The sequence below is a fragment of the Paenibacillus jilunlii genome (assembly GCF_900102965.1).
Taxonomy (GTDB): domain Bacteria; phylum Bacillota; class Bacilli; order Paenibacillales; family Paenibacillaceae; genus Paenibacillus_AQ; species Paenibacillus_AQ jilunlii.
Window position 1 is genome coordinate 235803 of record NZ_FNGM01000002.1, and the last position, 12893, is coordinate 248695.

Genomic DNA, 12893 nt, shown 5'->3' on the forward strand with positions numbered 1-12893 from the left:
TCCATCCTTACCGTCTTCAAAGCAGCAACCCGGCCTCAGAATCTCTGACCCCAGAGGTGCATCTTGCTGTTTCCAGGTTGCCGCTGCTTTTATGTTCAAAACAACTGGATTACTGTAAGCACCAGACCTACGACAAAACCGCATACCGCACCGTTGACCCGGATCCACTGCAGATCCTTGCCCACTTTATCCTCCAGCATATTTACCAGACTGGCATCATCCATCAGATCCAGGTTCTCCTTGACCAGAAGCCCCACCCGGTAATGGTTGGCTTCGACGAAGCTGATCAGAGAAGCACGGATGCGTTCTTCCCATTCCTGTATCCACTGCTGTTCCTTACCGATACGGCGGGCCAGCATGGCATACAGTCCAAACAGCTTGCGTCCGCCCGCAGACCGCTCTTCTTCAAGCCAGGCAACCGCCCTGCCCCGGAAATGCTCAAGCTGCTCCCGCAGGAACGACGCAGCAGCTTCACTCTGAAGCTCGTTCAGCCCCCACTCCTTAATGGCAGCGATCCGCGCCTCGTCATTCACTGTCTGGAAGATGGCTACACGGATTTCCCGGATAATCTCCTCGCGGTAAGGGCTGTCTTCGCTGCGGAAATCGTTGATCCCGGATTGCACCATGCCTTGCAGCATCCCCCCCAGCATCTCGGCATCCACAAAACCGACAAAAGCCTGAAAAGCCATCCCCTTCAAGCCGCCGAGCTTCACCTCGGCAAGCTTCTCACTGGCGATCTTACCCAGCATAGCCCGGGTCTCGGGACGTTCCACCCAGCCAGAGATCCCTTCGAGCGCGAAATCCAGAGCCGCGACATCCTTTCCGTCATTCATAAGCTTGGTGACGATGGTATCCACAGCCGTTCCAAGCTTGGCTTCCCGGATATAGCCGGCTGCAGCTGACTGGATATAAGGTACCGCCTGTTCCACCGGCAGCTTTTGCACGAAGGCGCTGACCTGTTCCAGCATTTCGGCTCTCGCTTTTTTGCGGGCAAATAGTCGTGTCAGCATGGTGCTGCCCAGCGACACTATACGGATTTTGCGCAGCTTGTTTTCAATACTTGCCTTGTTCAGCAGCTCGTTCTCCATCGCGGAGATCAGGGACTGAATAATTTTGTCCCGGTTCTTCAAGAGCAGGGAGGTATGCGGAATCGGCAGACCCAGCGGGTGGCGGAACAACGCAGTCACGGCGAACCAGTCCGCAATCCCCCCGACCAGTCCGGCCTCAAAGCCTCCCCTCAGCAGAACAACAGCCAGATTTTCCGGCAAAAATAGTGTAATGAGAAAGCCGCAGGCCATAATCGCCAGCGAAATCGTAGCTAAATTTCTGGATTTCAATCACAGTTCCCCCTAAAAGTATTGTGAGCATGGCTTCCTGATGCTGTTGACATGATTAGATGTATACTAAGTGGTCCGCCTTATATTGTACCACGACGGAACTCTTTTCTGAAAATCCTCGCCCTCTCGCTCAGCAGGCAGCCGGAAAATCAGAGTACCCTCATGGAAATGGATTTTTAATTTTCAGAGAATTAATGATAAGATACAAGCAATAATTTCATCGCCCATAAAAAGAACAGCCCCAGAAAAGAAAAGGAGAAAATCAACATGCTGATTGCACTCGATATGGACGGAACGCTGCTCAACGGGGAGGGCAAGATCAGCCCGGAGAACCGCGAGGCTATTGTGCACGCCCAGAGCCTGGGCCACATCGTGATTATCGCTACAGGCCGCTCTTACATGGATGCGGAACGGCAGCTCCGGTTGGTGGATCTGGAATGCCCTGTGGTCAGTCTGAACGGAGCGGTAGTGACGCTGCCTGACCGGACGCTGGCAGCAAGCAAGCCGCTCAATAAGGAGGATATCATTCCGGCTTTACGCTGGATGAGCGAAATTCCTGAACTGTATTACGAGGTGTACACTGAAGATAACGTATATGTGGAGCTCGACAAGCGGGTGCGGCTGGAGAAGCTGTCCGAGCTTAACGATGAGGATGTTCCCGGGGAGCTCCGCTGGCTGCTAAAAGCTATGATCGCTGAGCAGTTCCAGCAAGCTTCTGTCACCTATGTAGAGAGCATGGAGGAGATTTGGAGCAAAGACGAGTATGTAATCTATAAAACGCTGGCTTTCTCGCTGAACCGGGAGCTGCTGAAGGAAGCCTCCACACGGTTCGCGGCAATTCCCGGGCTGATTATTACTGCCTCGCATGTAAACAATATCGAAATTAACCACAAGGATGCCAATAAAGGCTCAGGTGTGGGAATGCTGGCGGCACATTACGGCATTCCTGCCGAACAAGTGGCTGTTATGGGTGACAGCTATAATGATCTGCCGATGTTTGAAATGGCCGGCTACCGAATTGCCATGGAGAACGCCGCACCGATTCTAAAAGAAACGGCCGACTTTGTAACGGGGAATCATGCGGAGAATGGTGTAGCTGAGGGTCTGCGGCATCTTTTGGAGAAAAGAGAAGGACAGTGAAGAGAAGCTACTAACGTCTGCCTGCTCCAAACTTGATAAAACAATAAATTGCGCCTATATTCACCGCCAGCAGGATCAAAAGGACCCACTGCTGCGTCGTAGTCAGTGCTGTGAGAATTGGAATAAACACAGTCTTCCTCCTTATGAAAAGATTGATATACAGATCAACAAACTGTTTTTTGGGAGCTGTATTGATTAAGCAGATGATCCAAAGCAACAGATTGTTCAATAACCTTGGGATGCGTCAAAAAACCATACTTTTTCAGCGCCTGATATAGCTTCTCCCTGGCGCTTTCTACATGAAGCAGCACCATCTTCTCATTGTTATGCATAGTTCCACCCCCTTCATGTAATATTTTAGTACAAGCTGTCAAAATGCGGAATTTGAATAAAGTGAAAACAGCTGAGTGCCGCTAATGGTAGGGGCAAAAGAAAAGAACCGATCAACTCCGGTTCTTCTAAATATGCTACTTCCTATTGTCGTGAAATGGATACTCCTTACTTAGCCCCCAGCACCATGAGTCATATAACTTTTTGTACAAACTTGTTTGTTCCTGCAATGCTTCTGAGTGGTATTTTTCAAACAACACTACACATTTAACTATATTATAATCGTTTCCCATTTTAACAGATGATTCCAAACTACCCATTAAGTAATTAAATCCATTCTCAAATCTTTCATGTCTCAAGTAATATGTAGCTAATTCAATAAGTAATTATATCCACGTATAATGAAGCATAGTATATAGCCTTCTGATAATCCCCACATTTATCACAAACTAATGACCTCAATAAAGAAGCATATAGAATGTAATAGATAAGCGGGCGCGTTGGTTGCTTCCTCCATCTCCGCCAATATCGTGGGTGCAGGCTCCATTTTGCGACCACCTTTCACAATTAAAACCAATAACTAGAATAATAACCCTATTATTATACAAAATATAACAGCGGTCAATACTCACTACCGCGACTTTTCGAACACTCTGGCGACTCTGCCGGGGGTCAAACAATAGTATGTTAAAATGTTGGTACATTACCGGATTGTAAACCAGACCAACATAGGGGGAATCACAAGTTGAATATGTATCCCGGGATTGCCCAGTTATATCATAACCGTCTGCTGCGGACGGAGCTGGAATGCGAGGCTTTTGATCTGGCGCTGGAGGGGTTGGCCGGAGACACGGAGGATGCGGTGATCCACCAAATCTTCAACGTTTTTGACGACGATACCGAGCAGGAGGACGTTATGTTCGGACTTGTCCATTTCGTGGAAAGCTACCAGATGGAGATGTACCTTACCCAGTTGCTGGAGTCGCTGCCGGACATGCTGGAGAATGCACGCAACTGGGCCATTGTGCTGAACCAGAGAATCCTTGAGGATGACCTCTGCCGCAGAGAGTACGCCGATATCGCTGCCGGCATGACGCCAAGGATCAAGAGATCGCTGGCTTTTCTGCTGGAGGAAATCAAAGAGGACAACCCAAGGCTATACGAGCGCAAGGTCAATGCTATCCTTGGACAATTGAAATGAAGACCGCTCTCCAGCCTGGGGGGAACAAGTCAGCGGAGCTTGAAGGTTTTTACGATTTTTGGCACATCGTCATTCACCATGCTGGACAGGATGCGGATGGGTCTGCCATATCTTTTGTAATCATAGTCATCGCCTTTGGCGTTCAGGAACTCTTCAGGCAGCTCACTGGGAAGCGCATAGGCATAAATCCGCCCATTACGCACAGCCAGCCGGATGATTGGGGACTCATCATAGCCCTCTTCAATCCACTTCTTCAGCGTCATCCGGTACACCAGCAGAGTGAGCGCCGATTCATAAATCTTCCCTTTGTATTTAAAAAGGAAATACACAGCGTACTCCGCATCGTCCAGCCGGGAGCTTCTTCTAACCACTGTGTAGCATTTCCATCTGCGGGGGAGCCTGATGCTGAAGCCATACTTGGAGTTACGGTAGAGCAGTGTTCTGGGCGAACCTGTGCGGGGAACGGAACGGTTCCTTTGTACTGCCAGCTTTCTTGTCCGGGCAATAGGCTTCATCACAATCACACCTTTCCGGGAATGAATTTCAGTACATACGTATAATAGTCAGAATATTCATACACCCAGGAGTGTGACACCAAAAAAATGAGCAGTATTATTTTGATTACGGGACAGCGGCGCGGGCGGGATGGTATAGTATAGATCGGCTAAAATTTAATTTAACCCGCAATGAAACAAACGAAGGTGAATCTGTCCAATGAACAAGCTTTTATTTCACAATATACCGCTCGGGGCTAGCGGCGAACGCATTCCGCAGGCGAAGACCGCCTCTGCCCGGACAAGCCGGGAGATGGTGAAGCCCGGGGACTCCGATGCCGCTTACTTCCGCAGGCTGGAGGAGGGCGGAATTCTGCTCAACTCCCCGCAAATCGCGGCGGTGCGGCATCATCTGGGCCCGCTGCTGACGCTGGCCGGGGCTGGCTCCGGCAAAACCTCGGTACTGATCTGCAGAACCGGGTATTTGCTGTCGGTACGGGGCATCTCCCCAAGCCAGCTGCTGCTGCTGACATTCTCCAACAAAGCGGCGGCGGAAATGCGTGAACGGATTGCCCTGCTGCCAGGCGTCCGCGAGAGCGATGCCGCGCGCCTGCAGGCGCGTACGTTCCATTCTTTTTTTCTCTATTTCCTGCGCCGTCAGGGTCTTCAGCAGGAAATCTTCAATGAGACGCGCCGCCAGCACATTCTGCTGAAGCAAATCATGCGCGAGCTGGGTCTGCCTAAGGATGCCTATCCGCCGGAAACCCTGCTCGCTCTGCTCTCCACCTGCAAGATGAATCTGGGCGAGCCGGAGAAGCTGCCGGAAACCTCAACCGCCGAGAAGGAAATGAAAGCGGTCCTGCTGCTGTATGAACAATGGAAGACCGACAATTTCAAAATCGACTTCGACGATGTGCTGCTGATCGCCTACCGCATGCTCCGGGAGAAGCCTGCGCTTTTGCTGGAGCTGCAGATGAGGTTTCTGTACGTAATGGTCGATGAGTTTCAGGATACCAATGCGCTGCAGTATGAGCTTGTCAAAATGATCGCCCACCCGCAGCATAATCTGATGGTGGTCGGGGACGATGACCAGACGATCTACTCCTTCAACGGAGCCCGCAGCGAGTTCATTCTGGAGTTCGAGAAGCTGTATCCGGGCGCACGGGTCATCACGCTTGATATCAATTACCGTTCCGGCCCCGCGATTGTCGGCCTTGGCAATGGCATTATCCGCCACAATATGCGGAGGCGGCCCAAAACGCTGCAAGCGGCCCAAGGCAGCGGCCGCCAGCCCCGGTACCTGCGCCCGCAGACAGCGGACGAGGAAGCCGAGCAAATCGTGGAGCATATATTGAACGAGGTAGCCAGCGGGGCTAGAGCATACAGCGATTTCGCTCTGCTCTACCGTGCTTCCAGCAGCAACCGGGCTCTGCTGGAGCGGCTGCTCCTCCGCGATGTCCCCTACGTCGATTACGGAGAAGGCCAACTGCTCTACGAGCATTGGCTGATCTCTCCGGTATTGGATCATCTGCGTTTGTCGCTGAACCGGCGAAATTTCGCGGCAATGGAGAATATCCTGCCGACCCTGTATCTGAACCGGGAAAAGGGCATGAACCACATCCGCCGGATGGAGGCCGTTCAGCCTAAGCAGGGCCCGCTGATCCACCTGCTGTCCCTGCCGGGTATGGAGGACTTCAAAAGCGGGAAATTGCGTGAACGCCTGGAGCTGATCCGGGGCCTGATCCGGCTGACACCGGTGCAGGCGATCCGCCAGATCCGCTCAAGCTTCTATGACTATTTCATCGAGGCCAATGATCGGCATCAGGCCACGCTCCACCGGGAAATGCTGAAAGAAATGCTTGATGAGCTGGAAGCCTCGGCAGAACGGTTCGACAGCCTCCCGGTGTTTCTGGAGTTCATCGGTAATGTGACCGAACGCAATGAGCTGAGCCGCCAGCCGGGACTAAAAGAACAGGGGAACCGGGTTGCCCTGATGACAATTCATAAGTCGAAGGGGCTGGAGTTCCCGGTTGTTTTTCTGATCGGGGCGTCAGAAGGCATCCTTCCCCACAGCTCCGCACTGGAAGGCGAGCGGCTGAAGGACCGGAAGACATCCCCTCCGCCAGGTGCACGGGACAGCAAGGTCATTGTAGGCAATACCGCTGGCCCCGCTGCACTTGAAGAGGAGCGGAGGCTGGCTTATGTGGCCGTGACCAGAGCCCGCGAAGAGCTGTTCATCAGCTCCCCGGCACGGCACCGGGGCAAAAAGGCAGAAGTCTCCAGATTTATGCTGTCCGCCTTCCGTTCTGCGGTACCGGCTGCTCCGGCTCCGGCAGCTGCTAACAGAACCCCGGCAGCAGTGCGGCACACTTCCGCCAGGTCCTCCGGGGGAAGAACGCACACTGTCCCCGTCTGGAAGTGCACCGGCAGCAGCTGTCCGGGCTGGACGCGCATGAAGGCAGGCGGAGCCGAGGATCACCTGTCCTCCAAGCCCTGCCCGCTCTGCAGCTCTCCGATGGAGAAGAGCATGAGGGAGGTCCCGGTGTGATCTTGCCGGAGGTAAGCGCGGAGGGACACCGGATGGGATGAGACAGTTACTCTCAATGGACACGTCATTGAAGAGGCCTTCTGGACCTGAAGGAACGATATAACGGCTACTGAGTCCGAAACAACCGGAAAAGCAGACCTTTTCGTAAAATACGGCCTCCCTGCCCGCTTCCCTCCGCACAGTTTAGCGTGGCTCGGAGAACCCTTTATGAGTCCTTTAGTAATCTCAAGTGGAAAAAGGGCAACTAATTTGCCCGAGTACCCCATTCTCCGCAGGTTAAGTGGAAAAAGGGTAACTAATTCAGCTCATTTCGCCCCTGACTAGGAAATATAGCCCATCTAAGTTCCCTTTTTCCACTTAAATCTCATATATATTGATTTTCAAGAGAAATAAGTTCCTTTTTTCCAACTAATACTGTTCACCTGCTTCTTCGCAAGCGTTAGCTGGAAACAGGCTATCGCTTCTGGCTGATTTCTACCGGTTTGAGTGAATTCGCTGAATCGGCTGAATCCGCTGAATTCGCGCCTGCTTAATCCCCGGGGTTATAGGATTTTAACCATAATAAAGAGTTTCTATAAAAGAGAACAAAAATGACCGTCACTATTATAGTAACGGTCATTTTTGTATTAAATAGAAATTGCACAGGGTACTGATCCGGCACCGGACAATACCTACTATACGGGCCTTTTATTCAGGTCCAGGCCCACAGGAAACCATCGCGGTCCCAGGCGATTCTCCCGCCATGCAGCTTGCGGAAAGCCTTCTTCACATCCTTGGACAAGGAGGCGTTCCCGTTCTCATTCACATATACAAACTGCTCGCCAAAATTGGCCTTCACATATTCTATCGCTGCGGTTTGGTACAAGGTTCCCGTAAAACGGATCTCCTTGACCATCCATTCCGCTACCTCTTGTGCGGTTGCTTCCATCCAGGTACTGCTCCTTCCTGTAAATCCCTCTAAAATGCTTCCCCATTATAGCATGAATATGGCTAGTCGGGAGGTTCACCGGACGGGGCCGTTTGGTGCGGGAGGGGACACGCAGAAGACGCTAGCGTAAGGGATTAGATGATGGGTTGGATGGTGGTGGGTGATGGGTTGGATGACTGGACTGGACGGTGGGACTATATTGATAGAACTAAAAAACTTTATGAACCATGCAGTCACCCCTAGCGGGAAAAGGTTCATAATTGATCTCGTTTGGCCTATGGAAGTTCCTATGTGGGAAAAAGTATCACTAATTCGGCTAAAAGTGGCCGTATGGGACGAATATGCACCAATTAGGTGTACAAAATCCAACTAAAACCTGCTGTAGCCGGGATTTTCGGTGCATTAGTTTTACTTTTTTCCACTTAGCTTTAGTTCCTGATGAGCTTCATTGCGTTCCCCAAGCTTTTCAAGTTCTCCAGTTCAGTTCATATAGATGTACGAGTGTATTTTGTGCAACAGAATGCCGTCCCACAGATACAAATTATCATTCTAATGCACTTCATACAGCAGAATTTCTATAATCCGCTGAATTTTACCTGAATCCTTGATTTCTAATGTACAAAGTACAATAGAATCCGTTTTGGGGCGTTTTTTTTGGACATCTGCTGTACAAAGTGCAATTGAATGGAGTTTCCCGATAGAAAAGCGGGCCAGTGACTGTTAAGTATAGCGTCAGAGCTAATCTTATGGCTTTGACAGCTGTTCCATGCTCATTCACCTAAGGTTTTCTTCCTGAAAATCTAAGGTTGAACGCTCTGCCAGCCGCAGCCTCGTCGCATAATCCGCAGGCATCACCGCAGCTGCTGCAGTGCTGTTACTTCTTCCTGCGGCTGAGGGGCTGGCGGTACCATCGGCGGCAACCCCTCCGTAGTCATCGCCGCTGAAGGCTGAATGCCAAGGCAATGGCACATTAACGGAGCAAGCCGCAGCTGGGGCAGCGCCTGGATTTCTTGTTCCGGTGAAAGTACCTTTTCACCAAAAGCATATAAAGGCACATGCCGCTCCGCCGGAGTGACCCCGCCGTGGCAGCCGTTCACATTCATCCCATGATCAGCAGTAACCAGCACCGTATAGCCCTGCTCCATCCACTGCGGAAGCAGCGTAGCGAGCAATCCGTCTACCCGGCGGACCGCCAGCTCATACTCCTTGCTTTCCCCTCCATAGCGATGCCCGGCATCGTCGATATTCATTGTATGAATATACAGGAAATGCGGGTCGTAGGCCGCCCGCAAATATTCAGCATCTGCGAATACATGGCTGTCCGGGTAATGATCCTCGAAATAAAAGCTGCCGTGCTGAATCGGCTTCAGCACATTATGCTGATGCCTGTCGGAGACCGGATTAAAGGGGACCGAGCTGTACAGCTCGCTGACCCAGTGATATGCGGCAGCCGCCGTACGCAGATTGGCGGCAACGGCAAGATGGAACACACTTTGCTCACGGCTCAGTCTGGCTATATGATTGGCGGTAATTCCATTTCTCGATACCGGTGTGCCGGTCAGCAGCACCTCATAGAGAGGACGTGACAGACTTGGCAGCTCTGACTGCACCTTGTAGCACGACAGCTGTCCCTGCTCCACCAGATGCTCCATGTACCCCAGATATTTGCGGGCAGCATCATAGCGCAGCCCGTCGAGCACAACCACTATAAGCTTGCTTGCTGTTTCCGTCATGAGTATCTCCGCCTCCTTAACATCTTAGTTCGCTATGACTATGCGCTTGCAGTGGCTTTTGCCCTGGACCTCTCATTACACAACCACTACCCGTGAGTTGCTCCTGTACACAAATTGAAATGGACTGGATTCACGATTTGCTCCACTCTTAGCCTGCCTTGACGCACAAGCTGCCCTTCAATGGCTAATTCCCCCAGCTACTCTCACTGCTATTTATGCCATATCTATGCCCCTTCCTGCTCCAGATGCAGCAGCTGGGCAGGATCAAGCAGCAGGGTCACACGATCCCCTTCCCGCACCCGCAGCCAGCGGCCGTCATTCAGCAGGTCTACCGTAAGATGAACGCCTTCAGCCACGACAGCAGCGCGGATGATATTGCCCAGAATCGACACGGCCTGGACCTGTCCGTGCACATCCATCATGCCATCCGCATCATCCTGGATCGCTTCGCCTTCGGCAAGCAGTGTCACCGCCTCGGGGCGGATGGCGAAACGGTCGGCGCGGCTGTCAATTCTGCGGAACAGCTTGAGCGCCTCCGCCCGGTTGAAGACGTTGTAGCTGCCCATGAACCGGGCAGCGAATTCCGTGCGCGGCGCAGTATAGAGCTGCTCCGGAGAGCCTTCCTGAACCATCCGCCCCTGGTTCATGATACAGATCCGGTCCGAGAGAATCAGCGCTTCCTCCTGGTCGTGGGTGACGAACAGCGTCGTCATGCCGAGCCGCCGCTGGATATCGCGGATTTCCGCGCGCAGATTCTTGCGGATTTTGGCGTCGAGCGCGCTGAGCGGTTCGTCCAGCAGCAGCAGCTTGGGCTGGACGGCCAGCGAGCGGGCCAGCGCCACCCGCTGCTGCTGTCCGCCGGACAGCGACTGCGGATAGACATCGCGCTTGTCTTCGAGATCGACCAGCGCCAGCAGCTCTTCGCACCGGCTGCGCCGGGCAGCCGGAGCAACCCCGCGCATACGCATCCCGTATTCCACATTCTGACTAACCGTCAGATTGGGGAACAGTGCATAGGATTGGAACACCATGCCCACATCCCTGCTGCGCGGCGGCAGCTTCGTCAGCTCCTTGCCTGCGAGCAGAATGCTGCCGCTGTCCAGCTCGGTCAGTCCGGCAATACAGCGCAGGAGCGTGCTTTTGCCGCAGCCTGAAGGGCCCAGCAGCGTAACAAGCTCCCCTTCGCCAATATTTAGATCGACGCCAGCCAGCACCGGGGCATCGCCAAACCTTTTGCGGATGCCTTGCAGCTTGAGATAATCATTCATTTCCGTACCCCCCCTTATATAAATTGAACTTTTGATCTTCATATTAGGTCTCCGCAACTTACCTTTTTATTCATTTTTAAAGTTCATCTTATAAGAAGCCTTACTTCGCCTGTCCTTTAATCTTCATCCCCAGCTTCATCAGCACCGCCGACAGCAGCAGAATAAATACAAAATAGGAGATCGCTATCGCACTGGCCAAATGTCCGCTTTCCCCGACCCGCCGGAACAAATACACCTGGATCGTCTGGATGTGCCCCCCGACCAGCATGTTCGTCAGCACGAACTCCCCAAACAGCACGGAGAAGGACAGCAGCGCAGAGACCATAACCCCCGGCCAGATATTCGGCAGAATCACATTTACAAAAGCGGACCGTCTTCTGGCCCCGAGCAGCTCGGCGGCGTTCAGCAGCTCTACAGCGGATACGCTGAGCAGACTGTTGCGGATGCCCTGATACATATAAGGCAGAATGACCACAAAATAGGCCCCGACCAGCAAATAGGCGGTCCCGGAAATGTCAAAGGGGCCGGAGGAATAAGCGCGGATGAGGCCCACTGCCGCCACCACCCCCGGCACCGCATAAGGCAGAACGACAACCCCCTTCATGAAGCTCTCCCAGCGCGGGAAATACACGGTAATCACAAAAACTGCCGGCAGCATCACGGCGAGACTGAGCAGCACGCTGATTACACACAGATACAGTGAGGTCCACAGCGCCTCCAGAAAACGGATATCCTGGAACATGTCGCGGAACCAGCCTAATGTCCAACTGCGGGGGAGCAGCGTATTCTGCCAATCCTGGGCAAAAGCGTACAGCCCCGTTGCCAGTAGCGGCAGCAGCAAATAGACCATGAGCAGGAGCATGAAGGTACGCGGGGCGATCCCCGCCTTACGCGTATTCATTGTCCTGCCTCCTCCCGGACAGCGGGCCAGCGCCGCCGGAATAAACCGCTGCTGCGCTCCCGCCCGGCCGGGCTTCTGCCGCCGAACCCTTCCATCCGCCGCACCATCCGCTGATTCAGGAACACTGCCAGCAGCGTGCTCAGCGCCAGCAGAACCGCCAGGGTGCTGCCCATCTGCGGCTGGGTCACCACATCACCGGCGACCAGCGAGCCGATGCGGACGGCCAGCAGATTATAGTTGCCGCCAACCAGCGCATAGGCGGTGGCATAGGCCCCCATGGCATTGGCGAAGAGAATGCCGAGCGTGCCGAAGATCGCCGGGGAGAGCATGGGCAGCCCGACTGTTCGCCAGAACTGCCAGGTCCCTGCTCCCAGTAGAGCTGCCGCCTCCTTCCACTGCTCCCTGATGCCGTAGAACGCCGGATACAGCAGCAATAAAGCCAGCGGGATCTGAAAGTAGACATAGACCAGAATCAGCCCGGACCAGCTGTACAGATTGAATCCGTCAAACACGTTCCAGCCCCACTGCTTGAACAGCAGCGTGAACACGCCATTGTTGCCCAGCAGAATGATATAGGCAAAGGCCAGCGGGACGCCGGCAAAGTTCGAGGTCATATTGGACAGCATCAGCAGCCGGTCCCGCACCGCAGGGGCAAAGCGCGTGATGCAGTACGCGCACACAAGCCCTACAGCCAGCCCGATCAGGCTGGACAGAGCGGATATCAGCAGGCTGTTCTTGATCGCCTGCTGATAATAGGCACTGCTCAGGGCATGCTGATAGTTGCCCAGTGTGAAGCCCGCCCCGTCCGCATCGCGGAAGCTGCCCGTCAGCATGGAAAAGACGGGCACTACCTGAAACGCCAGCACCATCAGCACGAATGGAGCCAGGGCCAGGATCAGGCCGCGTTCTCTCTGTTTCATCCTGCATGCTCCTCTCGTATGGAATAGCAAGCGGGCGCCTTTTGGCTACAGCAAAGGCGCCCCTTCATCTCTTATATCAAACCCGCTTCCAGA

At 53.3% G+C, this 12893-nt stretch carries 11 protein-coding genes; 3 read left to right on the plus strand and 8 right to left on the minus strand.

The window, feature by feature from the left end:
* Positions 1-95: 95 nt before the first annotated feature.
* On the minus strand, positions 96-1337 hold the full coding sequence (locus BLQ82_RS05860) for a DUF445 domain-containing protein (RefSeq protein ID WP_062524962.1): 1242 nt from the start codon (positions 1335-1337) through the stop codon (positions 96-98).
* A gap of 267 nt (positions 1338-1604) precedes the next feature.
* Here BLQ82_RS05860 and BLQ82_RS05865 point away from each other — a divergent pair, with 267 nt between their 5' ends.
* The gene (locus BLQ82_RS05865) at positions 1605-2477 is read left to right on the plus strand and encodes a Cof-type HAD-IIB family hydrolase (RefSeq protein ID WP_062524959.1); all 873 of its coding nucleotides are present in this window, start codon (positions 1605-1607) and stop codon (positions 2475-2477) included.
* 164 nt (positions 2478-2641) lie between these two features.
* On the opposite strand, the gene BLQ82_RS05870 is transcribed toward BLQ82_RS05865, so the two are convergent.
* Positions 2642-2809 (minus strand): aspartyl-phosphate phosphatase Spo0E family protein, encoded by a 168-nt coding sequence (locus BLQ82_RS05870; protein ID WP_074647913.1) that lies wholly within the window; start codon positions 2807-2809, stop codon positions 2642-2644.
* Positions 2810-3558: 749 nt separating this feature from the next.
* Between BLQ82_RS05870 and BLQ82_RS05875 the strand changes: the two genes are divergently transcribed.
* Positions 3559-4008, plus strand: a complete 450-nt coding sequence (locus BLQ82_RS05875; RefSeq protein WP_074647967.1) for an Imm30 family immunity protein — start codon at positions 3559-3561, stop codon at positions 4006-4008.
* A gap of 29 nt (positions 4009-4037) precedes the next feature.
* Here the strand turns inward: BLQ82_RS05875 and BLQ82_RS05880 are convergent, their stop codons facing one another.
* Positions 4038-4523: a hypothetical protein gene (locus BLQ82_RS05880; protein WP_062524957.1), complete on the minus strand. Its 486-nt coding sequence runs from the start codon at positions 4521-4523 to the stop codon at positions 4038-4040.
* Between the two features lie 199 nt (positions 4524-4722).
* On the opposite strand from BLQ82_RS05880, the gene BLQ82_RS05885 reads away from it, so the two are divergent.
* A complete protein-coding gene (locus tag BLQ82_RS05885) occupies positions 4723-7050 on the plus strand; it encodes a UvrD-helicase domain-containing protein (RefSeq protein ID WP_074647917.1) in 2328 nt (775 codons plus the stop codon).
* Between the two features lie 691 nt (positions 7051-7741).
* On the opposite strand, the gene BLQ82_RS05890 is transcribed toward BLQ82_RS05885, so the two are convergent.
* From BLQ82_RS05890 to BLQ82_RS05915, 5 genes are all read right to left on the minus strand, one after another.
* Positions 7742-7978: a DUF6953 family protein gene (locus BLQ82_RS05890; RefSeq protein WP_062524953.1), complete on the minus strand. Its 237-nt coding sequence runs from the start codon at positions 7976-7978 to the stop codon at positions 7742-7744.
* 851 nt (positions 7979-8829) lie between these two features.
* Positions 8830-9711, minus strand: coding sequence for an alkaline phosphatase family protein (locus BLQ82_RS05900; protein ID WP_062524949.1), 882 nt, complete (start codon positions 9709-9711; stop codon positions 8830-8832).
* A gap of 224 nt (positions 9712-9935) precedes the next feature.
* The gene (locus BLQ82_RS05905; protein WP_062524947.1) at positions 9936-10979 is read right to left on the minus strand and encodes an ABC transporter ATP-binding protein; all 1044 of its coding nucleotides are present in this window, start codon (positions 10977-10979) and stop codon (positions 9936-9938) included.
* A gap of 100 nt (positions 10980-11079) precedes the next feature.
* On the minus strand, positions 11080-11880 hold the full coding sequence (locus BLQ82_RS05910; RefSeq protein WP_062524945.1) for an ABC transporter permease: 801 nt from the start codon (positions 11878-11880) through the stop codon (positions 11080-11082).
* Positions 11877-12800, minus strand: coding sequence for an ABC transporter permease (locus BLQ82_RS05915; protein ID WP_062524944.1), 924 nt, complete (start codon positions 12798-12800; stop codon positions 11877-11879). Before BLQ82_RS05915 ends, BLQ82_RS05910 begins: the two co-directional genes overlap by 4 nt.
* Between the last annotated feature and the right edge of the window lie 93 nt (positions 12801-12893).

Bases quoted from the DNA above. Each gene is read 5' to 3' on its own strand.
- BLQ82_RS05915 (WP_062524944.1), bottom strand. From the start codon at position 12,800: ATGAAACAGAGAGAACGCGGCCTGATCCTGGCCCTGGCTCCATTCGTG.
- BLQ82_RS05890 (WP_062524953.1), bottom strand. From the start codon at position 7,978: ATGGAAGCAACCGCACAAGAGGTAGCGGAATGGATGGTCAAGGAGATC.
- BLQ82_RS05885 (WP_074647917.1), top strand. From the start codon at position 4,723: ATGAACAAGCTTTTATTTCACAATATACCGCTCGGGGCTAGCGGCGAA.
- BLQ82_RS05870 (WP_074647913.1), bottom strand. From the start codon at position 2,809: ATGCATAACAATGAGAAGATGGTGCTGCTTCATGTAGAAAGCGCCAGG.
- BLQ82_RS05910 (WP_062524945.1), bottom strand. From the start codon at position 11,880: ATGAATACGCGTAAGGCGGGGATCGCCCCGCGTACCTTCATGCTCCTG.
- BLQ82_RS05900 (WP_062524949.1), bottom strand. From the start codon at position 9,711: ATGACGGAAACAGCAAGCAAGCTTATAGTGGTTGTGCTCGACGGGCTG.
- BLQ82_RS05905 (WP_062524947.1), bottom strand. From the start codon at position 10,979: ATGAATGATTATCTCAAGCTGCAAGGCATCCGCAAAAGGTTTGGCGAT.
- BLQ82_RS05875 (WP_074647967.1), top strand. From the start codon at position 3,559: ATGTATCCCGGGATTGCCCAGTTATATCATAACCGTCTGCTGCGGACG.
- BLQ82_RS05880 (WP_062524957.1), bottom strand. From the start codon at position 4,523: ATGAAGCCTATTGCCCGGACAAGAAAGCTGGCAGTACAAAGGAACCGT.
- BLQ82_RS05865 (WP_062524959.1), top strand. From the start codon at position 1,605: ATGCTGATTGCACTCGATATGGACGGAACGCTGCTCAACGGGGAGGGC.